This is a genomic window from Guyparkeria halopsychrophila, assembly GCF_044582135.1.
In the GTDB taxonomy this organism is placed as follows: Bacteria; Pseudomonadota; Gammaproteobacteria; order Halothiobacillales; family Halothiobacillaceae; genus Guyparkeria.
Window position 1 is genome coordinate 1 of record NZ_JBDODP010000001.1, and the last position, 25,965, is coordinate 25,965.

A 25,965-nucleotide genomic window follows, 5' to 3' on the forward strand; every position below is an offset into this window, starting at 1 on the left:
GCCAGGACGTCGGGGTGCCCTTCTTTTCGCCTCTTTTCTTGGGCAAGCAAGAAAAGAGGCTCGCGCGCCTGGCACGGCGGCATCCTGCAAACCGCTGAACGAAAACGGCGTGCGAAACCACAAACTACGCCTGACAACAGACGACTACGACACTCGTCGTAAGTAAGCCGTCACCTCATCCCGATCGTGATATAGCTGCCGAATATCCATCTCGAACGGCACCTCGGCCTCGACCAAACGATCCTCGATCCACTCCCGACACTCCATCACCGCCTGCTGGCGTTTCTTCATCGGCAGTTTGAGGTTGAAGATCGCCCGCCGGCAATCGCCTCGCGCCATCCACTCGGCCACCAGCGCCGCCACGCGGATCGGCTTTTCCACCATGTCGCAGACCAGCCACTCCACCGGCCGCTCGGGGCGGAAGGTGAAGCCGTCCTCGCGGCGGTGCTCCACCTGGTGGGAGGCGGCCAGCTCATCGGCCATCGGGCCATTGTCCACCGCCGTGACCATCAGCCCGTCGCGCACCAGCTGCCATGTCCAGCCGCCGGGCGCCGCCCCCAGGTCGACCGCCTCCAGCCCGGCGCGCAGCAGCTCCTTGCGCTCATCGGGCGACAGGAAGGTGATCAGCGCCTCCTCGAGCTTGAGCGCCGAGCGACTGGGCGCGTGCTTGGACAGCTTGAGGCGCGGGATCCCCATCGGTCGTGGCGTCGCCTGCCCCGGGTGCGACCAGCCGGGGATCACGGTGGTGGAATCGGTAAAGGTGAGATGCAGCCGCGGCAACTCCCGATTGCCCGGTTCGAGCAGCCCCCGCTTGCGCATCGACTGCTCCAGCGGCTTGGTGAACTGGCGGGCCAACCGCATCAGCGGCCGGGTCGCCTCGGCGTCCGGCGTCTCGACATAGGTGCCACCGAACGTCTGCCTGTCGAGCGCAGCGAGGATCGGCCCCAACCGGTTGTCCGGCGGCAGGTCGGCCAGGGGCTCGCCGGCGAGACACATCTGCCGGGCAAAGATCAGGTCGTCGAGGGAAAGCGTCTGGAACCAGTCGGCCAGCAGGTCGGGGTCGTGGGCGATGAAGGTCAAGTAGCCGGTATCGGGCTTGGCCTTGCAGAAGCCGTGCACGCCGGCCTCGGCGGCGACGGCCTGCACCTGGGCAGCGCAATCGCCCTCGTAGCCGGCACGGGTCAGGAAAAGCAGTTGTCGTTCGGAAATCATCGGACGAGAGGATGCCCGAATGCTCACGCAGACGCCACGCCGAGCGGGAAATCGCCGCCCCTACCCATGAGCCCACGCCACCAGCCCGGTTACCTTTTGCGCTTTCGACCCGACAAGCCCAGCGCGATGAGCATACCGACGCCCACGCCAATCAGCATCGTTATTGCCAACAAGGCGGCCCTGGGCATCGTGAGCGTCATAAACAGCATCCGGGTCTCGACCGGTTGCGTGTTCTGCAGGACGATGATCAGCACGACCGCCACCAGCACCAGCGCGGCGATCAGTTTCGCTTTACCCATTTCACACCCTTCCGATTTTCCTCAAGCGCCGACGATCCCGCCAGCTTGCTCGAGACACGAACCCGGAGCGCATCCCGGTCACTCTCGTTCATCCCGGGTCAGCCGTTGGTAAACGCCCAGACCAACCACGACCAGTACCGCGGAGACCAACAGCAAGGTGGGGTAGACCAGGTCTGCGACATCTTTCTTCCCGGCATCAAAGATGAAGACGAGGGCTTCCAGGCTCACGGCGATGGCAATGATCACGAGGAACTTCAACAGGGTCGCTCGCTGTTTGGCCGGCGATCTCGTGGAACTGCTCCGCAAGACTTCCTCCTCCAGCAGGAACTTGGACACATCGAATACCGCCATCCCGATCACGATCAGACCGATGGCATCGAGCAGCGCCTTCACGAGCAGGGTCTTGTCGTGCAACGACCCCCAGATGTCCCACAGTGCGGCCCCCATCATGGCGATACTGATACCCGCCAGACTCAGGCTGATCAGGGAATAGACAACGCGACCCATCCATTCGGAGTATCTTTTCATTTCACTCATCGCCCCCCTTCCCCAGGCTTGTTAACCAATGCGGCTTGTCCCTCACGCGCAACCTTAGGCATGCCCCTCCTGCCTCGGCCCAATCGTCCCGCCAGGCGCAAGAAATCTTCTGATTGAGCGTGCGAGGGAGAAGGCTCTCGCTGCTCACGCAACGGCATTTCAGTAATGCAGGGGAATCGTCAGGTCCAGGGTCTCCCCGTCGTACGGAAAGCTCGCCGCGCCGAACCTAGCCCTGGCATCGCTGGAAAGCCGCACCCTCCGTGGGGATGCCCAGCCACTGGGTATCGAGCTTGCCGTTCATGTTCTCGTCATGGATGACGGCCAGTGCATAGGTCCCCGGCGCCCCCCTGCTTCTGGCAGGCTCGTTCATGACCTTCCTCCCGGTGTCGGCCCGCTCGCCCTCGGGGGAGTGTAGCGGAGCCCGACCGAGGCCGACTGTCATTCAGCCCCCGGGCTTCGCCCCAGGCTCCTCGGGCTGGTCGTCCACCACCACGCCCAGCTGCTCGTGCAGGGCCTCGAGGTTCTTGCGATGGGTAATGATCATCACTTCATCGTCGACCTCGATCGGTTCGTCTTCGTCCGGGACGATCAGCTGTTCATTCCGGTAGATGCACATGACCCGGCTGGCCTTGGGCAACGCCAGCTCGGCCACGGGGCCGATATGGTTTTCCTTCGCCACAAACGAAAAGGTCGAGGCGTCGTAACGGAAGATGGTGGAGAGCTCGGACGGATCACGGCCTTCGAACAGGTCGGCCAGGTGCCGGCCGATGGTGCGGGCCGGGATGATCGTGGCATCGAGCCCGAGCTCGATGCAGATATGCTCGTAGCTCGGGTCCTGGATCTTGGTGACCACCTTGTCGAACCCCAACGACCGCCCCACCAGGCTGGCAATGATGTTTGTCTGATCCTCGCCGGTCAGGCAGTAGAGCACATCCGATTCTTCCGGATTCGTTTCACGCAGCAGAGACGGTTTGGCGCCGTCGCCAAGCAGAAAGCCGCAGTCGAACTCATTGCTGAGCTCGTCGATCTTTCCCTTTTCCCGCTCGATGATTACCACTTCATGGCCGCGCTTGAGCAGCCGCTGCGCGGCCATGACGGCCATAGAGCTCGCACCGACAAATATCGCCTTCATCAGGACTCCTTGCGTGTTCCAACCCAATTCGGAAGATAGAGGACAACCAGCAGCGCAACGATTTCCACCCGCCCAAGCAGCATGTCCAGGCACAGGACGAGCTTTAGGAAAAGCGGCATCTCCGCCGAGGTGATGCCCGCGCTCAGGCCGGCCGTGGCGGTTGCCGAGACCACCTCGAACAGCGCGTCCATCGGTGCATAGCCGTAGGCCAGGAAAGCGAACCAGGAGATCAGCACCACGCCGACATACAGCAGGACGAGGATCAGCACGCGCTGAATGGTCGCGTCTTCCAGCACCTTGCCACCGAGCTTGGCAGGGTGCACGGCGTGCGGGGGCATGGTCGTGCGCCGCAACAGGACCTGGATCAGGCGCAGCAGGATCAGCAAGCGCAGCAGCTTGATGCCACCGGCCGTCGAGCCGACGCCACCGCCGATCAGCATCGACACCAGCAGGCTCAGCTTGGCCCCATCATCGATCGAGGCCAGGTCGAGCGTCGTGAACCCCGCCGTCGATTGGGCCGACATGGCCAGGAACAACGCGTGCCCCGCGGCATCCTGCAGCCCCATGCCCGAACCCAAGCGGAACGACAGGAACAGCAGCAGGGTCACCAGGCCCACCGCCGCCACCAGCGCCAGCAACTCCTCGTCGCGAATGGCGTCACGCCAGCGCTTCGAGAAGGTGATCGCGTACAGCGTCAGGGGCAACGCGCCGCACAGGCTGATGGCAATGATCGCGAACCGGCTGTACCAGCTATCGAGGCCCGCAAGACTGTCGTCAAAAGACGAGAACCCGCCGGTCGACACCGCGGCCAGCACGTGGTTGATCGCGACCACGCCGCTGCCCGACACCAGCCAGACCACGGCAATGCCGGTTACGGTCAACGCACTGTAGATAATCAGCGCCTGCCGCGCGTGGGCGCGCGTGGTCGTCGCCAGCGTTTCGCCGCCCAGGGGCGCGCGCAGGCTGCGGCTGCTCACCTGGCTCCCCATCAGGATGGCAATCGAGAGCACCACGATCCCCAGGCCGCCGTACCACTGCATCCACGAGCGGGCAAACAGGAACGTCTCCGGCTTGTCCGCCAGATCGGTCGTCACCGACAGCCCAGTCGTGGTGACCGCGGAGATCGCCTCGAACAAGGCGTTCTCGAAGCTGAGCCCGCTGCCCATGAACGGAAAGGTCATCAGCAACGGCGAGAGCACGAAGGCCAGCGCCACGATGGTCAGCGCCTCGTTCGTCTGTATCCGCCTGGGTTCGGGAATGGAGCGCGACGCGCCCCAGGCGGTCAGCAGCACGGCGATGACGGCGAGGTAACGCAGGGCAATGCCATAGTCCTGAAACGCCACCGCCACGCCCAGCGGCACCAGCGTGAGCAAGGCGAGCATGGACGCGAGCAGTCCCAGGTACTTCGCCAGCACCGGGAGGCGCACCGCATAACTCAGTTCCGGGGAAATCGCAGTCATCTATGCCCCGCATCGATGGGCATCACGGCACAGTCAGGAGGCAGTGATATGGCCAACGTCCTGGAAACAGTAGCCATGGTTTCAGGCCATTCCCCAAAGACCATAAGCCACTGATCCCCCGGTCCGCTGATCACTTGAAAAGGTCGACACGATTCGATGGCTCTCTGGCTTGCGGGTTTGTTCGCAATCAAGGCGACGGCCGTTCACTGCAGCCCGCGCCTTGCGTCTGGACCCTTGGCGGCCGCGCAGAGACGCCACCGAATCCCTTGTTGAATTGTAGTGGAGCCCGGATAAATGCCTAACCCGCCCCTCCTGGAGCTTGCCGGCAGAATGGCATCGGAGTCGTGCAGACCCTTCCCGTGGCAGCCCCGGATTGCCCGGACCGATCCGCCCGTGTTGGCGCATCGGCCGCTCGAGCGGCTTGCTGAACTGGCCGACCACTCGCGTCAGCGGCCGGGTGGCCTCGGTGTCCGGTGCGGCGACATGAAGCCACCGGATTCCATCCACTCACGGCGGCATAAGCGGACGGGTTGGCCCAAAAGGGTTCTGACCTCCTTTTTCTGACCTAACATTGAATGCATGATCCAGGAGCAAGGGCTTAGCGCGCCCCGACCCGCTCGTTAGAGGCGCACCCACATGAACACCTCCCAGCCCCACGGGCTTCTCAACACCCTGCTTGCCCGGCTCCCCCATTCCTCCCAAGGGGCCTTTCGGCACCACCAGCGTGAGGCTGAACGGCGTATCGCCGTGGTGGCGGCCATCGCCGCGCTGACCATCCTGCCCGCCGCACAGGCAATGGAACAGATGCTTTTACCCGGCTACCAATCGGCCGAGTTGCACAATGCCCTCTGGCGCGTGCCAGTGATGGTCGTGTCGTTGGCGATACTGGGCCTGCGCTGGTTTCGACCGGAGGGGGCCTGGCCGCGGCCCCTGCTGCAACTGTTTTCCCTCGCGCTGCTGACCATGGCGGTGGGCATCTTCGCCCGGGGCCAGGCCCTTGAGAGCACTGCCGACCTCTACACCGGGCAACACCTGATCATCAACATTGCGGTCGTTTCCATCACGGCCACCCGCGGACTGCGGGATCTGCCCCTGGTCTTCGGACCACCCCTGCTATTCGCACTGCCTCTCCTGCTACTGCTCAACGGGGTACCCCTGGCCGAGATGACACCCCCTCTGATCTATCCCGCGATTATGGTCGTGGTGGCCGGCATCATCGCGGAACTGTTCTACTGCGGGAATGCGGCAAACTTCCTGGCGGCACAGCGGCTACGGCAAAGCGCGATGACCGACCCACTAACCAGGCTGCTCAATCGGCGCGCCATGGACGCAGAACTGACCATTGCACGGGCCCGGGCCATTCGCCACGAACAGACCTACGCCCTGATGATGGCCGACCTGGATCATTTCAAGCGGGTCAATGACGCATATGGCCACAAAGTCGGCGACGAGGTTCTCGTCGAATTGGCCCTCCGACTCGAGCGGTCTGTCCGGACCGAGGACCGGGTGGCTCGCTGGGGCGGTGAGGAATTTCTGTTACTGGTCCAGGGCGTGGACGAAATGGGCGCCATGACCATTGCCGAAAAAATCCGGCGCGCGGTCGCCCAAACGCCCTTCGTCACCAGCGCCGGCGTACTCGAGATCACCATCAGCGTCGGCCTTGCGATCCACAACGAGGCCACCCCGACCGAGGACTTGGTCGCACAAGCCGACCACGCGCTCTATCAGGCCAAAGAAAATGGCCGCAATCGCGTGGAAGCCGCCTGAAGCCGACACGGACGGGTTCGGCCCCTTTCCCCCAAAAAAAGTCGCAGCGACCGCGCCGGGTCTGACTGCGACTTCTCTTTAACGGCCCGAACGAACCGGGCCCGCAATAGCCTTTATTTGTAGCGAAGGTCCTGCAGCGCCTCGTTCATCTTGAACAGCACGATCATCAGCTCACACCAGATGCGCGCCAGGATCGCGCCGAAGACGATGGTCATCAGCCCCGAGAAGAACGCGGCGAACGAGAAGCCGTAACCGGCGAACATGATGCCGATGCCGCCGATCACCACACCCACCAGCAGCAGCCAGTAAATGACGGTAATAAACTTCGGCGTCAGCATCTTGTCGAAGAAAAGAAGGTCTTTCATTGCTCTTGGTCCTTTTTAGGTTCTTGGTTTTTTTGAAGCACGAAGGACAGTCAAGACGGGAGATTGCGCAGCGCCCTGCAGAACACAGTGCGTCAGCCGGTTTGGATGACCGGCATGGGAACGCCGACCAGGGGGAAATATCGGAGAACAACAGATTCCCTTCCAAGCGTCTCGACTTCCTGTCGAATTGGCTTCCAGGCGAGCCTACCACAGGCAGGGTTACCCGGATTGAGGCCTGACGGTCAGGGCTCCGACCCCGTTATCCGAGACTTCACCACCTGATCCTGTCTTGGCTTGCTGCTATTGTCACAACGCGTGCCGTGCCGAGTGGTCGGCGCTTCGTCATGAAGGAGTTTTCCGTGAGTCAGCACCCTTCCAGCAAACCGTCCGCGCACTGGCTGGCGGATATCGACTCGCTTGATCGAGAAGGCTTGACCGAGCGCCTGCGCTCCATGGCAGCTGAACTCGACCTGGCTCACGACCGTGAGCGGGCGCTGATCGATGATCTGACCGGTCTGGGCAATCGCCGTGACTTCGTGCGCCAACTGGACACCCTGTTCAGTCAGCATCAGCGCAACGACCTGCCGGTGAGCCTGATCCTGCTCGACATCGTCCAGTTCATTAACCACCACGGCCCGTCGGCCGGAGACCGCGTCCTGCGTGCCTTCGGCGATTGCCTGCGAGAGACGCTGCGTGGCATGGACATGTCGTTTCGCATCGCCGACCACGAGTTTGCCGTGATCCTGCCCGACACCTCGGTAAACGGCACCTCGGCGGTAGCGGACAAGTTGCGCCTGGCGGCCGCCTACTTCCTGGTCGAAGACGCCTCGGCATCAACGACATTTGATGTCAGCGTGGGCGTGGCTGCCTTCCGGGTCGAGGATCAGAATGCCGATGCTGTGGTCCAGCGAGCATACGAGGCGCTCGACGAGAGCCGGGCGGCACAGGCGGATTGGGGAGGACCGGCCGTCCGGTTGATCACCAAAAGAAAAGGATTCTGACCTCTTTCCCCCGACTCCCACCAACTGTAGGTCGGACTTCAGTCCGACGTCGGCCACCGGCCGACTTGCCGGATCTGTCGAATAGACACTGGAGGATCATTTCGCACGCCAGTAACGCGGAGTGATCAATAGCGATCGCGCTGCCAGGCGCGCGAGCCCCTTTTCTTGCTTGTCCAAGAAAAGAGGCGAAAAGAAAGACACCCCACGGCTTGGCCCTTCGGACCTTCGAGGCCGGACGACGTCCGACCTCGAAGCCTCACGGCCGGCGAATGTCTCGGGGCCGGCTCGACGCGACGTCGTGTCGCGCTGAGCCTCGGAGCGACGTCCCTGTCGCTCCGACCCCGGCCAACCGCCGGCCGTGAGGCAAGCCGTCAAGGGGGAAAAGCCTCCGTTTGCCGCCGTGCAGATTTAGCCCTCTGGACACCCCCTCCACCTGACCCGAAGGTAACCTCAAGCCCTGGAGGCAGGCAGCGGACCAAATCGAAGGGTGAGCCCCCTTACGCCTTGCCTCGCGGGCGGGAAATCGCAGGGTCGGGCCGCCATGGACGGCGGCCCGAGGTTCGCCGCGACAGGAAGTCGCGTCGAACCGACCCGTCCGCGATTGCCCGTTCGCGAGGCTGATCGCGCAGCGATCAGGCCCGAAGGGCCAAGGCGTCGGGGTGTCCTTCTTTTCGTCGGTTTTCTTGGACAAGCAAGAAAATCGACTCGCGCGCCACGCACAGGGCCGAAGCAGCGCCACCTCACGGAACAAGCGCGTGAAACCGATCCACCACGCTTCAAGGTGAGGAACGGAAGGCCTCTTAGGGGATCAGTTTTGATGGCAAAAATGCCGTTTTAAGAGATGAAAAGCCCCTCACCAGAGGGGCAGGGGGATTTATATCAAGCACTTAACCAGGTCCGACCCCGGAACGAGACCTGTGTCCTTCTTTTCGTCGGTTTTCTTGGACAAGCAAGAAAACCGACTCGCGCGCCATACAGGAGGCCGAAGCGTTGCCACATCATGCAACAGGCGCGTGAAACCGATCCACCACACTTCAGCGTGGAGGGGACAATGCTCCGACTACTTCATAGAAAAAGGGTTCTGACCCCTTTTTTGGATCATTCTTTCCTAAAGACGGACGTCAGCATGCCAGGAATCATTAGTGCCATGAATGCCAGACCTGGTGCAGCAAAAACTAGGGCACCAGCCCAATGCCACCCCCAGACATCCATCGCACCAAAAAAAGATCCGATAGTGATTGGGAGAGCAAACCTAAGCAAAAATGCAGCGAAAACAGCGGCAACAGCCCAACCGTACCCAAGATGGTGCTCTATCCCGACATACCCTGCCCACAATTGCAGAAGGCCGTAGACCACAATCGCGGCGATAAAAAAGCAGCCCGCAGCGCTCTGGATCTTATTACCCATTTAAACATCCCGTGAAAATGCATTCGGCGGCTAAACAGCCCATCACGCTACATCCAAGGCGGGTAACTACTATCACAAGGCATTTTTGTATATTTGATATGCGGCCACGCCCTTGATCAGCAACGCATCATGTAAGATCGAAAACGACGGACGCAGATCCTGTCGTGATCCGTCCAAATCATATTTGCTCTTCACAACGACGGCATCCACTGCGAATACATTTGGGTGACCAACGTTGTGCTTTGCCATAAAGATTTTTAAGAACTTAGGAAGTCTCTCAGCTGGGAATTCGACTTCAAGCACACCGTATTCCACATCCCAGTTTTCTAAAATTGACGCCCCATCACCATATTTATTTATATCCTCCTCCAGCTCTTCATCCATCTTTTCCATCCATGCGTCGAAATCTTCTTCCGCAAGCCTTCGGTCCTCTCTCACCTCCCTCATAAGCTCTTGCAAATACCCCAAATAGTCCACACGGACTGGCTCTGAGTAATGCAAATCCTTAAAGGGAATGAATGGGTCCCACTTTTGATTAACACTCAAAAATGGAGCAAGCTCCAATCTATAAACTTGATCAGTTTCAGGATGGTAAAGATAAGCAAGACGTCGCTCAGTCAGGTCAGAGTACGATCCCCACATGTAGAGCAGAACTAGTCCAACGACAACAATCCCACTTACTATCCAACCAGTCGCGTCCCTTTGCATAAAACTCCCTAAGCAGAAACCGATGCCGAATATTGGACAGGATCCGCCTAAACACAAAAAACCAAAAATGACGGCTAACTTAAGTCATTGATGGCCATCCAATCCCCGACTAGCCATATTCGCCGCCCGAAACAAAGCCCGCCGCTTGTTCAACGTCTCCTCCCACTCGGTAGCAGGAATCGAGTCGGCGACGATCCCGCCACCAGCCTGAACATGCAGCTGCCCATCCTTGATCACCCCGGTACGGATGGCAATCGCCGTATCCATGTTGCCGTTCCAGGCCCAGTACCCCACCGCCCCGGCGTAGACGCCGCGCTTGACGGGTTCGAGCTCCTGGATGATCTCCAGCGCACGGATCTTCGGCGCACCCGAGACGGTGCCGGCGGGGAAGGTCGCGCGCAGGACGTCCATGGCGTTGAGGTCGTCGTCCAGCTGGCCGGTGACCTGCGAGACGATGTGCATAACGTGCGAGTAGCGCTCGATGATCATGCGCTCCTCGAGCTTCACACTCCCCACCTTGGCGACGCGGCCGGTGTCGTTGCGCCCCAGGTCGATCAGCATGACGTGCTCGGCGATCTCCTTCGGGTCACTCAACAGATCCTGCTCGAGGGCCTTGTCCTCGGCCTCCGTGGCCCCACGCGGGCGGGTGCCGGCGATGGGGCGGACGGTGACCGTGCCGTCTTCCAGACGGGCGAGGATCTCGGGGCTCGAACCCACCACGGTGAACTCGCCTGCATCGATGAAGTACATGTACGGCGAAGGGTTGATCGAGCGCAGCGCCCGATAGAGGTCGATCGGCGCAGCATTGAACTCGATGCTCATCCGCTGGCTGGGCACCACCTGCATGACATCCCCCGCCGCGATGTATTCGCGGATGGTGCGCACGGCGTTCTCGTAGCCTTCGCGGGTGAAGGTGGCGGTGAAGTCATTCTCGTCGATCGGCTTGCCCGGCGCGGACGAGCCGTAGTGGGCCACCGGCTCGCGCAGGCGGGCGGCCAGCTGGTTCAGGCGGGCTTCGGCTACATCCAGCGCCCCGTCGGCTTCGGGGTCGACCAGGGTCACCAGCAGCAGCTCGCTGGAGAGATTGTCGACCACGACCACCTCTTCGCTGGCCATCAGCAGGATGTCGGGCACGCCCAGCGGGTCGTCGGCATCGAAGTTGGCCAGACGCGGCTCGATGTAGCCGATGGTCTCGAAGCCGAAGTAGCCCACCAGCCCGCCGTGAAAGCGCGGCATGTCGGCCGGCTCGTAGACGCGGTAGCGGGCCTTGAAGGTCTCGATCCAGGCGAGCGGGTCGTCGGCCGTCTCGTCCTCGACCACCTCGCCGTTTTGCTTGACCACCACGCGGTGGCCGTGGACGGTCAGGATGGTCGGGGACGGCAGGCCGATGATCGAGTAGCGCCCCCAGCGCTCGCCGCCGGTGACCGACTCGAACAGGTAGCCGAACGGTCCCTCGACCAGCTTACGGTAGACGGACAGCGGCGTGTCGTAGTCGCCCAGCACGCGGCGGGTGACGGGAACGCGGTTGTAGCCCTCGGCGGCAAGCTGCTCGAGATCGACGCGGGTGGGCTGGTAGGGCTGGAAACGGTTGGGCATGACGGGCTCCGGAAGGGAAAACGAGGGACGGGGACGAGTGGGCGTTCAGCTACGCCATCGTCTCCGCCAGCGCGTCGTCCCCGCAGCCATCGTCCCCTTCGCCATCATCCCTGGCTCCGTCATGCGGCCTACCGGCCGATCAACCCGGACAATTCCGTCATCGAGTCGATGACGGCATCCGGGTCGAAGTCCCGGATGTCCTTGCCGTGGTTGTAGCCGTAGCTCATGCAGACGATCGAGAAGCCCGCGGCACGGGCGGCCTTCACGTCGGAAATCGAGTCGCCGATCATCAGCGCCTCGGAGGGATGAACGTGGAACCAGCCCGCCGAGTAGATCAGCGGGGCCGGGTCCGGTTTCTTCAGTGGCAGGGTGTCACCGCTGATGACCACCTCGAAGTGATCACGCAGGCCGGTCTGCTCGAGCAGCGGCAGGGTGAACGCCTCGGCCTTGTTGGTCACGCAACCCATCGGCAGGCCCAGCGACTTGACGAACTCCAGCCCCTGCAACACGCCGTCGAAGACCTGCGAGTGCTGGCCGTTGTTCTCGGCGTAGTGACGCTTGAATACCGGCAGGGCCTCGTCGAGTTCGGCCGAATCGGGCGTGCCGTCCAGATCATTGGTCAGCGCGCGCTCGACCAGCCGCTCGACGCCGTTGCCCACCCAGTTGCGGACGTCCTCTTCGGCGCGCTCGGGGTTGCCCAGCTCACGCTGCATGGCATTGACCGAGACCAGCAGGTCGGGCACGGAGTCAACCAGGGTGCCGTCCAGGTCGAACAGCACCATGCGTGGCGTGAAGCGTGGCATCATTTGACCTTGGCCAGCTCGGCGCGCATCTCCTTGATGACGCTGTCGTAGCCGTTGGGGTCGGAATCCTGACCCTTGCCGAACAGCGCGGAGCCGGAGACGAAGGTGTCGACGCCGGCTGCGGCGATCTCGGCGATGTTGGCGCTGGAAACGCCACCATCGATCTCGAGGCGGATGTCACGGCCGGAGCGATCGATGATCTCGCGCGCCTGGCGGGCCTTCTCGAGGGTCGCGGGGATGAACTTCTGGCCGCCGAAGCCCGGGTTGACGGACATCAGCAGGATGATGTCGACCTTGTCGATCACCCATTCCAGCACGTCCAGCGGGGTGCCCGGGTTGAAGACGAGACCCGACTGGCAGCCCTCGTCACGGACCAGCTGCAGGCTGCGATCGACGTGCTCGGTGGCTTCCGGGTGGAAGGTGATCGAGGTGGCGCCGGCCTTGGCGAAGTCCGGGATGATGCGGTCGACCGGCTTGACCATCAGGTGGACGTCGATCGGCGCGGTGACGCCGTGCTTGCGCAGCGCGTCGCAGACCAGCGGGCCGATGGTCAGGTTGGGCACGTAGTGGTTGTCCATCACGTCGAAGTGGACCCAGTCGGCGCCGGACTTCAGGACGTTGTCCACTTCCTCGCCCAGGCGGGCGAAGTCGGCCGACAGGATACTCGGGGCAATGATGTAGTCGCTCATCTCGCGGTCCTCGGATACTTGCAAAATGCGGGGGAAATTCGGGCGCGCCGCCCTGGGCCCGGCCGTCAAAACGGACTCGGGCAATTGAACGCACGCGCGGAAACTGCCGGTCAATGTACCGGATTCGGCGCGATTTTTTAAGAACGGCGTCGCGCGCCCGGCCGATGAACGGCGGCCTTGAGGGCATCGAAGCGGACCGGTTTTGGAGGGTATCTTCCCGGCCGGCGCGGCGAGCCCCCCTCAAATCAGCTAGACTGCCCCGATATTTTTCAGCCCAACCGAAGACCCGAAACGACTATGTTCCAGACCGAACTGCTGCTGCGCGAATTCGTCACCCACGACGTCCAGCGCTACATCCTGGCCAAGCCCCATGGCTACCGCTTCACGCCGGGCCAGGCGATCGAGCTGGCCATCGACGAGCCGCAATGGCGCGACCAGGGCCGCCCGTTCACCCTGACCAACCGGGTCGACGACCGCGTGCTGGAACTGATGGTCAAGAGCTACGGCAGCCATGACGGCGTCACGCAGCGCCTGGCGCAGGCCCAGCCCGGCCAGAAACTGCGGATATCCGAGCCGTTCGACAGCTTCAACTACGAGGGGCCGGGCTGGTTCATCGCGGCGGGCGCCGGCATCACCCCGTTCCTCGCCATCATCCGCGATCTCGCCGACCGCGGCGAGCTCGAGGGGCAGAAGCTGATCTACTCGAACAAGACCGCCGAAGACATCATCCAGCAGCGCGAACTGGAAGCCGCCTTCGGCGAGAACGCGCATTTCGTCTGCACCCGCGAGAACTCGCCGTTTTGCACCCACAGCGGCCACGTCGACGAAGGCTTTATCCACGAGCACGTGCGCGATCTCTCCGAAGAGTTCTACGTCTGCGGCCCGCCCGCCTTCACCGATCAGGTCAAGAAGACCCTCGCCGACCTGGGCGGCAATACCCGCAGCATGGAATTCGGCTAAACCAAGCCGCCAGCCAGACGAAGAAAAAGCCGCGCGACGGAGACAATCCGAGCGCGGCTTTTTCGTGCGAAAAGGAAACCCCCTGTGGGAGCTTGCCTCGCAAGCGAATCGCGCGGAACGCGCGAGTCCCGTCGTTCAGCTGGCAACTCGGAGAACGCATTGCCTGTTTGCGACCGGGACAGCCGCTGACGCGGCTTTCGCGACCGAGGGTCGCTCCCACGGTGGCATGTCAGTGCTGCTCGATATCAAACCATTCGGTGACGCGCACCCGGGCCAGGTGGATGCGGTAGACGGTCTGCCGCTCGATCTGGCGGCCGTGACGATGGACGCGAAAACTCAGCCGACGGCAATGGGGCTGCCGGGCAAGCACTGCCATCAGCGGCGTGTCGGCCAGGCCGGTGATCGCGCGATGCAGGCGCGGGGTGAGCGGGCCGACCACCTCGGTCAGGGCCTCGACCCGGGCATCGCCGCTTTCCAGCCGGACGCGACGTTGCCAAACGCGCGTGACCCGCGGCACGGGCCAACGGCCAGCGACGTGCCCGCGCCACCCCTCGTCGAGGCGGCGCACCACCACGGGATGGCCGGTGTGCCGCCTCAAGGCCTGCGTGAACGAGCCGGTCGTGGTCGCCAGGCGACGCGGCGCGGCCGGCAGGCCGAACAGCGTCTCGTCACCCGCCGGCCGGGCCGTGGTGCGGAAGCAACCCAGGGCAAACCGGCTCATGGTGCCTTGGGGGCAAACACGTCTGCCTGCCCTTCCCCGCGCGGGTCGCTGGCCGCCTCGAGCCGGCCGTCGCCACGCCACCAGGCGACCGCCTGCATATTACCAAAGCCGTCATTGACCTCGATGCGATGCCCCATCAACTCGAGCTCGGCACGCTGCTCGTCACTGAGCAGGTCGGGCTCGACCTCGATCCGGTCGGGCTGGTACTGGTGGTGGATGCGCGGCTGGGCGACCCACTCGGCCACCGGCTCGCCGCGCGTGGCCGCCAGCACACCACCGAGCACCATGGTGATGATGCGCGAGCCGCCGGGCGTGCCGAGCACGCCCACCAGCTCATCGTTGCGCACGAAGGTGGGTGACATCGAGGACAGCGGCCGTTTGCCCGGCGCGATGGCATTGGCCTCGGCACCGACCAGCCCGTAGACATTGGGTACGCCCGGCTTTTGCGAGAAGTCGTCCATCTCGTCGTTCAGGAGCACGCCGGTGCCCGGCACGGTCACCCCGGCGCCGAACGGGTAGTTGATCGAGAGGGTCGCCGCGACGTAGTTGCCCTGCGGGTCCATCACCGAGAAATGCGTGGTGTGCGGGCCCTCGGGCTCGGTGACCACCGGGGCGAGGCTCGACGAGGGCGTGGCGTCGGTGGGCGAGATGCCCACCGCCAGCCCGGCGGCGTAATCGTTGCTGGTGAGCCGTTCGATCGGCATGTCGACGTAATCGGGATCGCCCAGGTATTCCGCCCGGTCGCGATAGGCGCGGCGCATCGCCTCGACCCGGTAGTGCAGCCCCAACACGGACAGGTCGTCCAGATCGCCGGCGCGGCGCTCGAGGGCGCCATAGGTATTCAGTATCTGCGCGATGGCCACGCCACCGGAGGACGGTGGGGCCGCGGAGACCACCTCGAAGCCGCGAAAGTGGCTGACCACCGGCTCGCGCTCGACCACCCGGTAGCCGGCCAGATCGGTGCGAGCCCAGATGCCGCCGGCCTTGCGCATTCCATCGACCAGTCGCCCGGCCAGCTCGCCCTGGTAGAAGCCGTCGCGCCCCTCGACGGCGATGCGTTCAAGCGTCTCGGCGAGATCCGGCTGGCGGATGACGTGGTCCAGCGCCGGCACCTTGCCGTCATCGAGGAAGATCGACCGGCTGCCCGGATCGTCCGCGAGCAATTCCTCGCGGAACCCGGCCAGGCGGCGATACATCTCGGTGACCTCGAAGCCGTCGCGCGCGACGCGGATGGCCGGGTCGAGGGTCGTGCTAAGAGGCAGTGCGCCGTAATCGGCGGCCAGGTGATCGAGCGCGGCGGGAATGCCGGGGATGCCGGCGGCCAACGCGCCATCGACGGACAGATCGGGCTGGGGATTGCCCTCATCGTCGAGATACATGTCGCGGCTGGCCTGACCCGGCGCACGCTCGCGGGCATCGAGCATCACGTCGCGCCCGCTTGCCGCTTCATGGAGCAGGTAGAAGCCGCCGCCACCCAGGCCGGAGCTGTACGGCTCGACCACCGCGAGTGCGGCCGTGATGGCGACCGCCGCGTCGAAGGCATTGCCGCCGCCCTCCAGCACCTCGCGCCCGGCGGCCGTGGCCATGGGGTGGGCGGTGGCGATGGCGGCCTGGCCCGGCGATGCCGAGGCCGAGGTTGGGGCCGAAAGCCAGCCCAGCGACAGGACGAGCGCAAGCGCGAGCCGAGGCAGTAGCCCAATCATGCTTAGCCCCCGCCGATCGCCTGGACGATCTCGACCCGATCGCCGTCGGCGGCCACGGCGCTGGCATGCTCGGCACGCGGGCAGATCTCGCCGTTGACCTCGACCGCGTAGCGCTTGCCGCTCGTCCCGGCCAGCGTGACCAACGCCTCGATCGTGGTGCCCTCGGGCACGTCGCGCGGCTCGCCGTTGAGCTCGATACGGACCATCGGTTCGGCCGTCGATTCAGCCATTGTCTTCCCCTCCACTACCGGAACCGTCGATCCGGCTCGCTTGTCTCTGCTGGTAGAATCCCGGACCGGCCTCAAGCCGGCCCATCCAATCTTCAAAGCCGATACTAATGAGCGATTCTCCCCTGGGCGACACGCCCGTGTCGCACCACGCGCTGCCGTGGGGCGAGATCGACACCGTCCTGCTCGACATGGACGGCACGCTGCTCGATCTCGACTTCGATGCCCGCTTCTGGAAGGAACACTTCCCGCAGCGCTACGTCGAGCTGAGCGGACTGACCGAGCCCGAGGCGATGGCGCGACTCAACGCCCGCTTCGAGGGCCTGCGCGGCCAGCTGGCCTGGTACTGCCTCGACGACTGGCACCGTGCGCTGGCACCCGATTGTCGCCATGAGCTCGACCTGATCGCACTCAAGCGCGAACTGGCCCACCACATCCGCTACCGCCACGGCGTGCCCGATTTCCTCGAGCGCCTGGGCGGGGCCGGCAAGCAGCGCGTGCTGGTGACCAATGCCCACCCGGCCAGTGTCGATCTCAAATTCGAGCAGGTCGATCTCTCGACGCGGCTCGATCGCATCTTCAACGCCCACGAGATCGGTGCGGCCAAGGAGTCGCCCCGCTTCTGGGACCGGCTGGCCGAGCAATTGCACTTCGACCCCGATCGCACCCTGCTGGTCGACGACAACCTGGTCGCGCTGGCGGCCGCCGAGGATTTCGGCATCCGTCACCTGCGCGCGATCACCCTGCCCAACAGCCGCGGCGAGCCGATGGACACCGCGCCGTTCCTCGCGTTGGACGATTTTCTGGCCGCGACGAGCGCCTTGGCACCACGTTAGGCCTGGGCTCCACGGAGTGGCCTATCGCGGCTAAAGCCGCTCCTACAAGGGTGTCGCGCGCTCCTCTTATTCGCCCTCGCTCGGCGGGACGTAGCCTTCCGGCTTGTCCTCGTTGCCCTCGAACAGGAATTTCTCCATCTCGCGGACCAGGAATTCGCGCGCCTTGGGATCGATCGGCGTCAGGCGATACTCGTTGATCAGCATGGTCTGGTGCGCCAGCCATTGCTGCCAGGCGGCCTTGGAGATGTTGTTGTAGATGCGCTCACCCATCTCACCCGGATAGGGCGGCTTGGGCAGGGCCTCGGCCTCGCACTGCAGGCGCTGGCAAAAAACGGTGCGGTCAGTCATGGGAACCTCGTTCACGGGTCGATGCGGGATGTGCCCGGAAAATGTGCGTGGATGATAACAGCGACCGGCGTCACGGCAGGGCGGCATCCAACGGCTCGTCGGGCTGAAGCCCAAGCCATGGGACGGCATCATCGCTACCGTGGGTTGGACTTCAGTCCCACGTCAGCCGCGTGGCTGACTGCTCACCCCTGGGCACACCAAAGCCGATCGAACCGCACGACAAGGCCCCTACAACCTCACTTGTCCCCTAACGCTGGGCCAAGCTGCGCACGGATCAACCGCTGGATCGGGGCGGGCAGCCCCACCGGTGACTCGTGGGCCAGTTGTTCGATCGCATGCCACTCACCGTTGCGGTCAGCCACCGCAGCCGGCGCAATCTGCACACCCCACACCTCGGCGGCCAGCTCGAAATGGCTGAAGACATGCCGCAGCTGGCCCAGCGCCTGCCAGTCATCGGCGGGCTTGAAGCCGAGGTCGGCCAGCCGTTGATCAACCGTCTCGGGCGTCTCGCTCACCGGCAGACAGGCAAGGCCTCCCCAGATGCCGCTCGGCGGGCGCTTTTCCAGGAAAACACGACCTTCACCGTCTTCCAGCCACAGCAGCACCCGCTCGCGCACCGGCTTGGGCTTGCGCCGCCGGCGAGCGGGGAGTTCCTGCTCGCGCCCCTCGATCCGCGCCCGACAGTCCTCGCTCACCGGGCAGACATCACAGCGTGGCTTGCCCCGACGGCAGACGGTCGCGCCCAGGTCCATGATTGCCTGGGTGTAGTCGGCCGGTCGCCCGGTCGGGGTGTATGCCTCGGCCAGCGACCACAGCTCACGCTGGGTGGCGGCGGTTTCCATTGGCGCATCGATCGCCGCATGCCGGGCGAGCACGCGCTTGACGTTGCCATCGAGGATCACGGCCCGCCGGTCGAAGGCCTGGGCGACGATCGCCGCAGCGGTCGACGGCCCCACCCCCGGTAGCTCCGCCCAGCCCTCGGTCGTCTCGGGCACGCCGGACTCCATCATCTGCCGGGCAGCGGCATGCAGATTGCGGGCACGGGCGTAGTAACCCAACCCCGACCACAGGGCGAGCACCGCGTCGGGCTCGGCGGCGGCGAGCGACTCGATATCGGGGAAACGCGCCATGAAGCGCTCGAAGTACGCAATGACGGTGGCCACCTGGGTCTGCTGGAGCATGATCTCCGAGACCCACACCCGGTAGGGCGTGCGCGGGTGCTGCCACGGCAAGTCATGCCGGCCGTGATCGTCGAACCAGGCCAGCAGCCGATCGGCGAACGGCGCGGTCACGACCCGCAACGGACATGGCCGACCGCTCGCCAGTTGCCAGCATCCAGCCGGCTCACAGACCGAAGCCCTTCAACATGTCCTTCACCGCGTCGCCACCCTTGTCTTTCAGGCGCTTGTCGATCTCTTCCTCGACACGCTGCTTCACCTCGCCCTTGACCGCCTCGCGGGCCAGCGATTCGAGATCGAGCGAGATCGAGGGATTGCTCAACGCGCCCTGGATGCGAATCGGCACCGGCACCTGCTTGAGGCGCTCGAGCTCCTTGCCGCCCTGCCCGGTGGCGGTGTTCACCACGGTGACGGTCAGGCCGTAGTCAATCTGCTCGCGCGGCAGATCCACTTGGCCCTCACCGGCGACCCGCAGCAGCGGCGAGGAGCCGGCGAGATCGTCGTTGCGCACCACGCCATTGCGGATGGCCGCCGTGCCGGTGATCGCGGTGAAGTCGGTAGACAGCTCTTCGGGTTCCGGCTCGGTCTTGCCCTCGAGGCGCGCCTGCGCACGGCGCAGCAGGTAGCCGATATCGAAGCCCTTGACCTTGCCGTCGCGCAGGGCGAAATCGGCATTGCCGTCGAGCCCCGCCTTGAGCTGGTCGGCCCGCTTGCCCTGGGTGGTGACGTCAAAGGCGACATCGCCCTTGCCGAGCAACCGGTTCTCGTCCATTACCGCGCTGAGCAACGGTTGCAGCGATACGCCCTGCATCCGGCCCTTGCCGGCATAACTCGGCACCTCGCCGCGCACATCCAGTGCCCCGCTGGCATTGATGGAGCCTTCGAAGGCATTGGCGGTCAGCTCGGTCAGTTGCAGGCGGCCTCCAGCCGCGGTGAGATGGACCACCGGACTGGACAGGCGGTAGCCCTCGTAGCGCAGGCTTTCCAGTTGCAGCCGGGCATCGAGATTGAGCCCGCGCAGCATCTCGACCGGCAACTCGATCTCGGCGTCCTTCGCGGCCGCCCTGCGCTGCTCGCTGCCGCCATCACCAGACCCCGCCGGGTCGCCAGCGCCCTTGTCGCCAGCAGCCTTCGGCGCGAGGTACGGGTTGGCGTCGAAATCGCCGCCCTGCAATCGGGCGAACAGGCGACCGCTCTCGAGGTCGTCGATACCGGCACGGCCGGTCAGCTTCTGACCATCGAGCGTGACGCGCAGGTCATGGAACATCGCCCGCGACGGGGCCAGGTCGACCTGGCCGGTCAGGGCGAACTCGCGCAACGCGTCATCGGAACGCATCTCGGGCACGGTCATGCCCAGCCGGTCGGCCAGTTCGCGCGGGTCGAAGGCGGCGATCTTGATCGGACCGGCGGCAACCAGCTCGCCGCTATCGAGACCACTGACGTCCAGCCGACCGGTCGCCTCGATCGGCTCGGAGGAAAGGCGCAAATCGTTGATGGTCGCGGTGCCGGCCTTGAGGTTGGCGACCAGCGCGGCGCTCGCCGCAACCTGCACCGTCTCGCCCACGTTCGGCAGCCCCTTGAGATCGGCCTGGAACGTCAGGCGCGGCAACTCGTAACGACCAGTCGACCAGTCGGCCTCCAGCACGGTCTCGAGCCGGCTTTCCAGGTAGGTCAGTGGGCCGACATCCTTGCCATTGAGGTCGAGCACCACGCCATCGAGCCGCGCCTGCGAGTTGCCGGCGCGCACGTCGGCCTTCTCGACGCGCAGCATCGCCTCGATACGTTCGGGCAGACCGGCATCCACACCCTGGTCATGGCTGGCCACCAGATTGAGCTCGAGATCCTCGAACAGCATGTCCTGACGACTGAGCCAGAGCTGCGCCCGGGTGGTGAGATCGACGCTGCCACTCAGGACCGGCATGTCGGGCATCGCCAGGCGAAAGCCGGAGACCAGTTCGATATCGGTCGGCGCGCCGTCGGCCAGCTCACCGGTCTTGAGATCCAACCCATCGATGGTCAACTGCTGGTTGGCCTGCTCGTCACGCCAGTGCAGGGTGGCATTGCGGATATCGACACCACCGACGCTGAGCGTCAGTGCCGGGCCGTCGCCATCCTGCGGCTCGATGGTGTCGGGCTCCCCGCCCGAGGCCTTGGCCGACTTGGCAGAACGCTCGACCAGGTCGCCCCAGTTGTTGCGCCCGTCTTCCTTGCGGGTCAGGTGGATCCGCGCGTCCTCGATCAGCAGGGTACCGATCTCGAATTCGCCGCGCAGCAGCGGCAAAAGCGCGGCCTGGGCCTCGAGACGCTTGATCTCGATCATCGATTCGGGCTCGAAGCCCTCGGCATTGGCCAGCACCACGTCCTCGGTGGCCGCCCCCAGCCACGGGAAGATCGTTACCGAGAGGTCGCCATTGAACTGGATGCTGCGCCCGGTCTGTTTTTCCACCTGGGCGGCGATCTGCGGCTTGTAGTCGTTGGGATCGAAGGTCAGGGCGAACGCGACGATCGCCAGTATGGCGACCAGCACGATCGCGACGAAAAGCAGGCCAATGCGCTTGATCCATTTCATGCAGGGTCGTCCTCGAAGGTCGGTGGCCGGGCACGCATGCCCCCGGGTGGTCCGATTGGCCCGGTCGATTCGAGTGTCTCGGGTCACAATCCGGACTAGGATTGGTTCAGACTTTAGCAGACAATAGGCGGGGCCAGACCGGGCGTTCGCATGTGTCGAAACGGCCGGCAGAACCGACACACACCGTCAGCGAAACGACCGACCATGAGTATCACCATCCGCCTGTTTGCCAGCCTGCGTGAGCGCATCGGCTTCGATGAGACCCGGCTCGACCAGACCCCGGCCACGGTGGCCGAAGCCTGGCGGCGGGTCACCGATGTCGAGCGCCCCAGCAACACCCTGGCGGCCGTCAATCACGAGTATGTCGACCTGGATCATCCGCTCTCGGATGGCGACGAGGTTGCCTTCTTCCCACCGGTGACCGGAGGCTGAACCATGGCCAAAAAGCTGCCCGCCAACGACATGCACCGGGAGATGCGCCAGATCATTTCCCGCCGACGCCGGCTGATTCGCATCTGGCCGGTGATCGCGCTGCTGCTGGGCGTAGTGACCATCGGCTTCTATGTCTGGGCCTTCTTGCAAAACCCCATCCTGGTCAATCCGTTGCACGTGCTCGACCTGATGCAGACCGGCAACCTCGACTCGGCCACCCAGGCCCTGCTGGCCGTGACCGCGCCGATGTTGTTCCTGGCCGTGGGGCTGCTGGTGCTCCTGCTGCTGGCCTTCGTCACGGCCGGACTGGTCAGCGAGGGACGGTTGATGCGCGTGCTCGAGAAGAACCTGACGCGCTGAGCCCGACCGCCTCCAAGCCAAATACCCCTCCGGGTCACGCGACCGTCACGACCGTCGCGTAAACAAGCACTTGACTGGATTGCCCGTTCGCCCGACATTGCTTAAGCAATGCAGGCGACCGACGCCCTGTCGGCTTTGTTTGTCCATCCAGGAGAGAGTTCAGGCCATGTCGATCACGAAAAAACCGCTCAAGGTACGCCCCGAGTGTCGCATCACCTTCAGTTACCGCCCGGACGACGGTGAGAAACACCGCGTCGAAGTGCGCGGCGATTTCAACGGCTGGGGCGATGAAACGATACCGCTCAAACGCCAGCGCGACGGCAGCTACCGGACGACCGTCAGCCTGCCGCAGGGCGGCGAGTACGCCTTTCGCTACCTGATCGACGAGGACCGCTGGGACAACGACGAGGCGGCCGACGACTACGTGCCCAACCCGTACGGCACCGGCGACAATAGCGTGCTGCGCACCTGAGACGCCTCGCCCCGGACATCAGCCCCCGGTATCAACCCCGGGTCAGTCTCAGGCGCTGCAGGCGCATGACCTCGCGGTCGATCAGCTGGCTGTCACGCGGGGGCAGTGCGGAGAACTCCAGCCCATAGACCACGCTCTTGCCCACGCCCGGTCGGCGGTTGCGCACGATGAATTCCAGGCGCACGTCGATGCTGTCGCCGACCTTCAGGCGCGCGGCGCTGACCTCGTCGCCGGGTTTGAGCCCCGGGTCCTTGCCACCCACCACGCTCACCGCGCAACCGGTGGCCGAGAGGTTGACCACGTCCCCGGACGTGACGCCTTGCGGCATCGACGGACAGAACGCCAGCGTACCGGGCACATCCGGAGGCAGGTCGACTCGAAAGGCCGCGCGGCGCTGGAGCCGCTGCATGAGCTCGGGATAGCCGACACTCAAGTAGCAGTCGCCATCCTCTTCACGGGTCGCTAGGTCGGCGGTATAAAACCAGTTCAGCAGGCCGTCGATGACCGCCTGCAGCCGCACCTGGCGGGCTTGCAGCACGTGGCGAAGCACCACGGGATCGGGGCAGTCGAGCACCAGCCGGCGGGCGGCGGGCTCGTTGCCCACCACCTGCACCTGGCCCTGGAAGTCGGGGTCGTCATCGGGGATCAGCCAGACATGGCCGCGCGCCTCGAACAATCGCTCGAGCGTGCGCTCAATGGCGCGGGGGGCGCGGACGGTTTTGATGTCCTGATCGTCCAAGACCGATGACTCCGAATCCGTGGGTTCGTTCGAGCGGCCAGCGCCGCCCGGACATGAGCGCCGACAAGCATACCCATTTTGCCCCCACCCTGCAGCCACCCGGAAACCCCTTAGCAACACGGCTCGTGGGGCACAGTTCGATTGGTGCCGACGATCGGTTACCATAGGCTCCAATTTTTCGGACAGGGTGGCTCTGAATGCCCGCGCATTCAAAGACTTCCTGTCTCCGAAATCCCGTTTACCCATTCGACTGACACAGAGGACTTTTCCATGTCTGAAGCCAAGCGACTTTCGCAGTACCTGGCCGAGCACCAGCGCCAGGGCCGCGTCGATGCCGACTTCGTCGGCCTGATCAGCGACGTGGCCGCCGGCTGCAAGGTGATCGCCGACCAGGTCGGCCGCGGCAACCTCATCGACCTGCTGGGCTCGGCCGAGACCGAGAACGTGCAGGGCGAAACGCAGAAGAAGCTCGACATCATCTCCAACGACGAGTTCACCGACATCCTCACCGAGGGCGGCCACGTCGCGGGTCTCGCCTCCGAGGAGATGGACGAGGTCTACGACCTGCCGGTCGGCAAGCACCGCGGTCCGTACCTGTGCACCTACGACCCGCTGGATGGCTCGTCGAACATCGACGTCAACGTCACCGTCGGCACCATCTTTTCCGTGCTCAAGGCCCCCACCGGCAAGGAGAACCCGACCGAGGAAGACTTCATGCAGCCGGGCACCGAGCAGGTCGCCGCCGGCTACGTGACGTACGGCCCGTCCACCATCCTGGTCCTGACCATCGGTGACGGCGTCGACGGCTTCACGCTCGACCGCTCCGTGGGCGAGTTCAAGCTGACCCACCCGAACATGACCATCCCGGAAGACACCGCCGAGTTCGCCATCAACATGTCGAACCAGCGTTTCTGGGATGCGCCGGTCAAGCGCTACGTCGACGAGTGCCTCGCCGGCAAGGAAGGCGAGCGCGACAAGGACTTCAACATGCGCTGGGTCGCCTCGATGGTTGCCGAAGTGCACCGCATCCTGGTGCGTGGCGGCGTGTTCATGTACCCGATCGACAGCAAGCACCGCGAGCGCGGCGGCAAGCTGCGTCTGATGTACGAAGCCAACCCGATGTCCATGATCGTCGAGCAGGCCGGCGGCCTGTCGATCACCGGCCCGGACCGGATCATGACCATCGACCCGGAAAAGCTGCACCAGCGCGTACCGGTCATCCTGGGCTCCAAGAACGAAGTCCAGCGCCTCTGGGATTACCACAAGGAAGGCTAAGGCCTTCCGGACAACCCGGATGCAAGAAAGCCCCGCGGGTCATCGACTCGCGGGGCTTTTTCTGTTCAAGGACAGGAAACGGGGAGAAAGCTAACGCATGGATCTATCCCTGGACGCTTTCACTCATTTTCGGCCCGACGACGTGGCCCCCGTTCCCCGTGGGAGTTTGCCTCGCAAACGAAACGCGCCGGCAAGCGCGTGCCCCTTCAAACGCTGTCGCCAATCGGCGAACCGGGACGGCCGCTGGTGCGGCTCGCTTCCCACGGAGCAATACGCCTCATCGGGGACGCTCATCACTCCCGGGCGCCGCCCCTATTCCGGATTAACCGTACCGCCCGGTGATGTAGTCCTCGGTCTTCTTCTTCTCGGGCGTGGAGAACATGGTCGCGGTGTCGTTGTACTCGATCACTTCCCCGAGGTGGAAGAAGGCGGTGTAGTCGGCGACGCGCGCGGCCTGCTGCATATTGTGGGTGACCACGACGATGGTGAAGTCACGCTTGAGCTCATGCATCAGCTCCTCGATCGTGGCCGTGGAGATCGGGTCGAGGGCGGAGGTGGGCTCGTCCATCAGGATCACGCTCGGCTGCACGGCGATCGCGCGCGCGATGCACAGGCGCTGTTGCTGACCACCGGACAGCGAGGTGCCCGGCTGGCCGAGCTGGTCCTTGACCTCGTCCCACAGACCGGCGGCGCGCAACGACCGCTCGACCAGCTCATCCTGCTCCTTGCCCTTGGAGACGATGTCGTGCATGCGCGGCGCGTAGGCGACGTTCTCGTAGATGCTCTTCGGGAACGGGTTGGGTTTCTGGAACACCATGCCCACCTTCTTGCGCAGCGCCACCTCGTCGACCTGCTTGGAGAGCACGTTCTTGCCTTCCATCATGACCTCGCCCTCGGCGCGAGCCGAGGGGATCAGATCGTTCATGCGATTCAGGCAACGCAGGAACGTGGACTTGCCACACCCCGACGGGCCGATCAGCGCGGTGATGTTGTTCTGGTAGATGTCCAGATCGATGCCGTGCAGCGCTTGTTTTTCCCCGTACCAGAGCTTGAGATCACGCACGGTCATTTCGAGATCGTGGGTGGTCTCCGGGCTGAAGGTGACTGGGGCGCCGGGGGATGCGAGTTTGGTTGTCATGCTCGCCGTACCTGTCGTTGATGGGCGTTCA

The 25,965-nt window shown here is 64.2% G+C and carries 28 protein-coding genes; 8 read left to right on the forward strand and 20 right to left on the reverse strand.

Annotated elements, in window-relative coordinates; all coding sequences use genetic code 11:
• Positions 1-144: 144 nt before the first annotated feature.
• From rlmM to ABGV18_RS00030, 6 genes are all read right to left on the reverse strand, one after another.
• Entirely contained in the window at positions 145-1,239 is a 1,095-nt protein-coding gene (gene rlmM / locus ABGV18_RS00005; protein ID WP_396584284.1) for a 23S rRNA (cytidine(2498)-2'-O)-methyltransferase RlmM, read from the reverse strand.
• A gap of 62 nt (positions 1,240-1,301) precedes the next feature.
• On the reverse strand, positions 1,302-1,511 hold the full coding sequence (locus ABGV18_RS00010) for a lipopolysaccharide assembly protein LapA domain-containing protein (protein ID WP_396584285.1): 210 nt from the start codon (positions 1,509-1,511) through the stop codon (positions 1,302-1,304).
• Between the two features lie 78 nt (positions 1,512-1,589).
• Positions 1,590-2,048, reverse strand: a complete 459-nt coding sequence (locus ABGV18_RS00015) for a hypothetical protein (protein WP_396584286.1) — start codon at positions 2,046-2,048, stop codon at positions 1,590-1,592.
• Positions 2,049-2,274: 226 nt separating this feature from the next.
• Positions 2,275-2,418, reverse strand: coding sequence for a DUF2141 domain-containing protein (locus ABGV18_RS00020; RefSeq protein ID WP_396584287.1), 144 nt, complete (start codon positions 2,416-2,418; stop codon positions 2,275-2,277).
• A 72-nt stretch (positions 2,419-2,490) separates the two neighbouring features.
• Positions 2,491-3,180: an NAD-binding protein gene (locus tag ABGV18_RS00025; protein WP_396584288.1), complete on the reverse strand. Its 690-nt coding sequence runs from the start codon at positions 3,178-3,180 to the stop codon at positions 2,491-2,493.
• Positions 3,180-4,640: a potassium transporter TrkG gene (locus ABGV18_RS00030; protein ID WP_396584289.1), complete on the reverse strand. Its 1,461-nt coding sequence runs from the start codon at positions 4,638-4,640 to the stop codon at positions 3,180-3,182. The genes ABGV18_RS00025 and ABGV18_RS00030 overlap by 1 nt, the downstream gene beginning before the upstream one ends.
• Positions 4,641-5,276: 636 nt before the next feature.
• Between ABGV18_RS00030 and ABGV18_RS00035 the strand changes: the two genes are divergently transcribed.
• Entirely contained in the window at positions 5,277-6,407 is a 1,131-nt protein-coding gene (locus ABGV18_RS00035; protein ID WP_396584290.1) for a diguanylate cyclase, read from the forward strand.
• 113 nt (positions 6,408-6,520) lie between these two features.
• On the opposite strand, the gene ABGV18_RS00040 is transcribed toward ABGV18_RS00035, so the two are convergent.
• Positions 6,521-6,772 carry a DUF4282 domain-containing protein gene (locus ABGV18_RS00040; RefSeq protein WP_396584291.1) on the reverse strand — a complete coding sequence of 84 codons (252 nt, stop codon included), beginning with the start codon at positions 6,770-6,772 and terminating at the stop codon, positions 6,521-6,523.
• Positions 6,773-7,131: 359 nt separating this feature from the next.
• Between ABGV18_RS00040 and ABGV18_RS00045 the strand changes: the two genes are divergently transcribed.
• A complete protein-coding gene (locus tag ABGV18_RS00045) occupies positions 7,132-7,773 on the forward strand; it encodes a diguanylate cyclase (protein ID WP_396584292.1) in 642 nt (213 codons plus the stop codon).
• A gap of 1,098 nt (positions 7,774-8,871) precedes the next feature.
• On the opposite strand, the gene ABGV18_RS00050 is transcribed toward ABGV18_RS00045, so the two are convergent.
• The 5 genes from ABGV18_RS00050 to rpe all read right to left on the reverse strand — a co-directional run bounded on the left by ABGV18_RS00050 (position 8,872) and on the right by rpe (position 12,976).
• A complete protein-coding gene (locus ABGV18_RS00050) occupies positions 8,872-9,180 on the reverse strand; it encodes a hypothetical protein (RefSeq protein WP_396584293.1) in 309 nt (102 codons plus the stop codon).
• A 72-nt stretch (positions 9,181-9,252) separates the two neighbouring features.
• Positions 9,253-9,564 (reverse strand): hypothetical protein, encoded by a 312-nt coding sequence (locus ABGV18_RS00055; RefSeq protein ID WP_396584294.1) that lies wholly within the window; start codon positions 9,562-9,564, stop codon positions 9,253-9,255.
• A 408-nt stretch (positions 9,565-9,972) separates the two neighbouring features.
• Positions 9,973-11,484 carry an anthranilate synthase component I gene (gene trpE / locus ABGV18_RS00060; RefSeq protein WP_396584295.1) on the reverse strand — a complete coding sequence of 504 codons (1,512 nt, stop codon included), beginning with the start codon at positions 11,482-11,484 and terminating at the stop codon, positions 9,973-9,975.
• 128 nt (positions 11,485-11,612) lie between these two features.
• Positions 11,613-12,287 (reverse strand): phosphoglycolate phosphatase, encoded by a 675-nt coding sequence (locus ABGV18_RS00065; RefSeq protein ID WP_396584432.1) that lies wholly within the window; start codon positions 12,285-12,287, stop codon positions 11,613-11,615.
• On the reverse strand, positions 12,287-12,976 hold the full coding sequence (gene rpe, locus ABGV18_RS00070) for a ribulose-phosphate 3-epimerase (RefSeq protein ID WP_396580310.1): 690 nt from the start codon (positions 12,974-12,976) through the stop codon (positions 12,287-12,289). The genes ABGV18_RS00065 and rpe overlap by 1 nt, the downstream gene beginning before the upstream one ends.
• Positions 12,977-13,273: 297 nt before the next feature.
• Between rpe and ABGV18_RS00075 the strand changes: the two genes are divergently transcribed.
• Positions 13,274-13,936 (forward strand): FAD-binding oxidoreductase, encoded by a 663-nt coding sequence (locus tag ABGV18_RS00075; RefSeq protein ID WP_396584296.1) that lies wholly within the window; start codon positions 13,274-13,276, stop codon positions 13,934-13,936.
• A gap of 229 nt (positions 13,937-14,165) precedes the next feature.
• Here ABGV18_RS00075 and ABGV18_RS00080 read toward each other — a convergent pair whose 3' ends face one another.
• The 3 genes from ABGV18_RS00080 to thiS are packed head-to-tail and all read right to left on the reverse strand — an operon-like array spanning position 14,166 to position 16,590.
• On the reverse strand, positions 14,166-14,657 hold the full coding sequence (locus ABGV18_RS00080) for a chorismate--pyruvate lyase family protein (RefSeq protein ID WP_396580314.1): 492 nt from the start codon (positions 14,655-14,657) through the stop codon (positions 14,166-14,168).
• Positions 14,654-16,360 (reverse strand): gamma-glutamyltransferase, encoded by a 1,707-nt coding sequence (gene ggt / locus ABGV18_RS00085; protein WP_396580316.1) that lies wholly within the window; start codon positions 16,358-16,360, stop codon positions 14,654-14,656. Before ggt ends, ABGV18_RS00080 begins: the two co-directional genes overlap by 4 nt.
• 2 nt (positions 16,361-16,362) lie before the next feature.
• Complete coding sequence (gene thiS / locus ABGV18_RS00090; RefSeq protein WP_396580317.1) at positions 16,363-16,590, reverse strand: sulfur carrier protein ThiS; 228 nt, start codon at positions 16,588-16,590, stop codon at positions 16,363-16,365.
• Positions 16,591-16,697: 107 nt separating this feature from the next.
• Between thiS and ABGV18_RS00095 the strand changes: the two genes are divergently transcribed.
• The gene (locus ABGV18_RS00095) at positions 16,698-17,423 is read left to right on the forward strand and encodes an HAD-IA family hydrolase (RefSeq protein WP_396584297.1); all 726 of its coding nucleotides are present in this window, start codon (positions 16,698-16,700) and stop codon (positions 17,421-17,423) included.
• 66 nt (positions 17,424-17,489) lie between these two features.
• Here the strand turns inward: ABGV18_RS00095 and ABGV18_RS00100 are convergent, their stop codons facing one another.
• From ABGV18_RS00100 to ABGV18_RS00110, 3 genes are all read right to left on the reverse strand, one after another.
• The gene (locus tag ABGV18_RS00100) at positions 17,490-17,771 is read right to left on the reverse strand and encodes an oxidative damage protection protein (protein ID WP_125198084.1); all 282 of its coding nucleotides are present in this window, start codon (positions 17,769-17,771) and stop codon (positions 17,490-17,492) included.
• A gap of 236 nt (positions 17,772-18,007) precedes the next feature.
• Positions 18,008-19,063, reverse strand: a complete 1,056-nt coding sequence (mutY, locus tag ABGV18_RS00105) for an A/G-specific adenine glycosylase (RefSeq protein WP_396584298.1) — start codon at positions 19,061-19,063, stop codon at positions 18,008-18,010.
• Between the two features lie 52 nt (positions 19,064-19,115).
• Positions 19,116-21,518: an AsmA family protein gene (locus ABGV18_RS00110; RefSeq protein WP_396584299.1), complete on the reverse strand. Its 2,403-nt coding sequence runs from the start codon at positions 21,516-21,518 to the stop codon at positions 19,116-19,118.
• Positions 21,519-21,722: 204 nt separating this feature from the next.
• On the opposite strand from ABGV18_RS00110, the gene ABGV18_RS00115 reads away from it, so the two are divergent.
• The 3 genes from ABGV18_RS00115 (at position 21,723) to ABGV18_RS00125 (ending at position 22,782) form a co-directional block, all read left to right on the forward strand.
• Positions 21,723-21,950 (forward strand): MoaD/ThiS family protein, encoded by a 228-nt coding sequence (locus ABGV18_RS00115; RefSeq protein ID WP_396584300.1) that lies wholly within the window; start codon positions 21,723-21,725, stop codon positions 21,948-21,950.
• 3 nt (positions 21,951-21,953) lie between these two features.
• Positions 21,954-22,310, forward strand: coding sequence for a hypothetical protein (locus ABGV18_RS00120; RefSeq protein WP_396584301.1), 357 nt, complete (start codon positions 21,954-21,956; stop codon positions 22,308-22,310).
• 166 nt (positions 22,311-22,476) lie between these two features.
• Positions 22,477-22,782, forward strand: coding sequence for an isoamylase early set domain-containing protein (locus ABGV18_RS00125; protein WP_396584302.1), 306 nt, complete (start codon positions 22,477-22,479; stop codon positions 22,780-22,782).
• A 31-nt stretch (positions 22,783-22,813) separates the two neighbouring features.
• On the opposite strand, the gene ABGV18_RS00130 is transcribed toward ABGV18_RS00125, so the two are convergent.
• The gene (locus tag ABGV18_RS00130; RefSeq protein WP_396584303.1) at positions 22,814-23,521 is read right to left on the reverse strand and encodes a PilZ domain-containing protein; all 708 of its coding nucleotides are present in this window, start codon (positions 23,519-23,521) and stop codon (positions 22,814-22,816) included.
• 270 nt (positions 23,522-23,791) lie between these two features.
• On the opposite strand from ABGV18_RS00130, the gene ABGV18_RS00135 reads away from it, so the two are divergent.
• The gene (locus ABGV18_RS00135) at positions 23,792-24,796 is read left to right on the forward strand and encodes a class 1 fructose-bisphosphatase (protein WP_396580334.1); all 1,005 of its coding nucleotides are present in this window, start codon (positions 23,792-23,794) and stop codon (positions 24,794-24,796) included.
• Between the two features lie 322 nt (positions 24,797-25,118).
• On the opposite strand, the gene pstB is transcribed toward ABGV18_RS00135, so the two are convergent.
• The gene (gene pstB / locus ABGV18_RS00140) at positions 25,119-25,934 is read right to left on the reverse strand and encodes a phosphate ABC transporter ATP-binding protein PstB (protein ID WP_396584304.1); all 816 of its coding nucleotides are present in this window, start codon (positions 25,932-25,934) and stop codon (positions 25,119-25,121) included.
• Between the last annotated feature and the right edge of the window lie 31 nt (positions 25,935-25,965).

Excerpts from the sequence above, each read along its gene's own strand:
- ABGV18_RS00010 (WP_396584285.1), bottom strand. The coding sequence starts at position 1,511 with ATGGGTAAAGCGAAACTGATCGCCGCGCTGGTGCTGGTGGCGGTCGTG.
- ABGV18_RS00015 (WP_396584286.1), bottom strand. The coding sequence starts at position 2,048 with ATGAGTGAAATGAAAAGATACTCCGAATGGATGGGTCGCGTTGTCTAT.
- ABGV18_RS00020 (WP_396584287.1), bottom strand. The coding sequence starts at position 2,418 with ATGAACGAGCCTGCCAGAAGCAGGGGGGCGCCGGGGACCTATGCACTG.
- ABGV18_RS00025 (WP_396584288.1), bottom strand. The coding sequence starts at position 3,180 with ATGAAGGCGATATTTGTCGGTGCGAGCTCTATGGCCGTCATGGCCGCG.
- ABGV18_RS00030 (WP_396584289.1), bottom strand. The coding sequence starts at position 4,640 with ATGACTGCGATTTCCCCGGAACTGAGTTATGCGGTGCGCCTCCCGGTG.
- ABGV18_RS00035 (WP_396584290.1), top strand. The coding sequence starts at position 5,277 with ATGAACACCTCCCAGCCCCACGGGCTTCTCAACACCCTGCTTGCCCGG.
- ABGV18_RS00040 (WP_396584291.1), bottom strand. The coding sequence starts at position 6,772 with ATGAAAGACCTTCTTTTCTTCGACAAGATGCTGACGCCGAAGTTTATT.
- ABGV18_RS00050 (WP_396584293.1), bottom strand. The coding sequence starts at position 9,180 with ATGGGTAATAAGATCCAGAGCGCTGCGGGCTGCTTTTTTATCGCCGCG.
- ABGV18_RS00055 (WP_396584294.1), bottom strand. The coding sequence starts at position 9,564 with ATGGATGAAGAGCTGGAGGAGGATATAAATAAATATGGTGATGGGGCG.
- trpE (WP_396584295.1), bottom strand. The coding sequence starts at position 11,484 with ATGCCCAACCGTTTCCAGCCCTACCAGCCCACCCGCGTCGATCTCGAG.
- ABGV18_RS00065 (WP_396584432.1), bottom strand. The coding sequence starts at position 12,287 with ATGCCACGCTTCACGCCACGCATGGTGCTGTTCGACCTGGACGGCACC.
- rpe (WP_396580310.1), bottom strand. The coding sequence starts at position 12,976 with ATGAGCGACTACATCATTGCCCCGAGTATCCTGTCGGCCGACTTCGCC.
- ABGV18_RS00075 (WP_396584296.1), top strand. The coding sequence starts at position 13,274 with ATGTTCCAGACCGAACTGCTGCTGCGCGAATTCGTCACCCACGACGTC.
- ABGV18_RS00080 (WP_396580314.1), bottom strand. The coding sequence starts at position 14,657 with ATGAGCCGGTTTGCCCTGGGTTGCTTCCGCACCACGGCCCGGCCGGCG.
- ggt (WP_396580316.1), bottom strand. The coding sequence starts at position 16,360 with ATGATTGGGCTACTGCCTCGGCTCGCGCTTGCGCTCGTCCTGTCGCTG.
- thiS (WP_396580317.1), bottom strand. The coding sequence starts at position 16,590 with ATGGCTGAATCGACGGCCGAACCGATGGTCCGTATCGAGCTCAACGGC.
- ABGV18_RS00095 (WP_396584297.1), top strand. The coding sequence starts at position 16,698 with ATGAGCGATTCTCCCCTGGGCGACACGCCCGTGTCGCACCACGCGCTG.
- ABGV18_RS00100 (WP_125198084.1), bottom strand. The coding sequence starts at position 17,771 with ATGACTGACCGCACCGTTTTTTGCCAGCGCCTGCAGTGCGAGGCCGAG.
- ABGV18_RS00110 (WP_396584299.1), bottom strand. The coding sequence starts at position 21,518 with ATGAAATGGATCAAGCGCATTGGCCTGCTTTTCGTCGCGATCGTGCTG.
- ABGV18_RS00115 (WP_396584300.1), top strand. The coding sequence starts at position 21,723 with ATGAGTATCACCATCCGCCTGTTTGCCAGCCTGCGTGAGCGCATCGGC.
- ABGV18_RS00120 (WP_396584301.1), top strand. The coding sequence starts at position 21,954 with ATGGCCAAAAAGCTGCCCGCCAACGACATGCACCGGGAGATGCGCCAG.
- ABGV18_RS00125 (WP_396584302.1), top strand. The coding sequence starts at position 22,477 with ATGTCGATCACGAAAAAACCGCTCAAGGTACGCCCCGAGTGTCGCATC.
- ABGV18_RS00135 (WP_396580334.1), top strand. The coding sequence starts at position 23,792 with ATGTCTGAAGCCAAGCGACTTTCGCAGTACCTGGCCGAGCACCAGCGC.
- pstB (WP_396584304.1), bottom strand. The coding sequence starts at position 25,934 with ATGACAACCAAACTCGCATCCCCCGGCGCCCCAGTCACCTTCAGCCCG.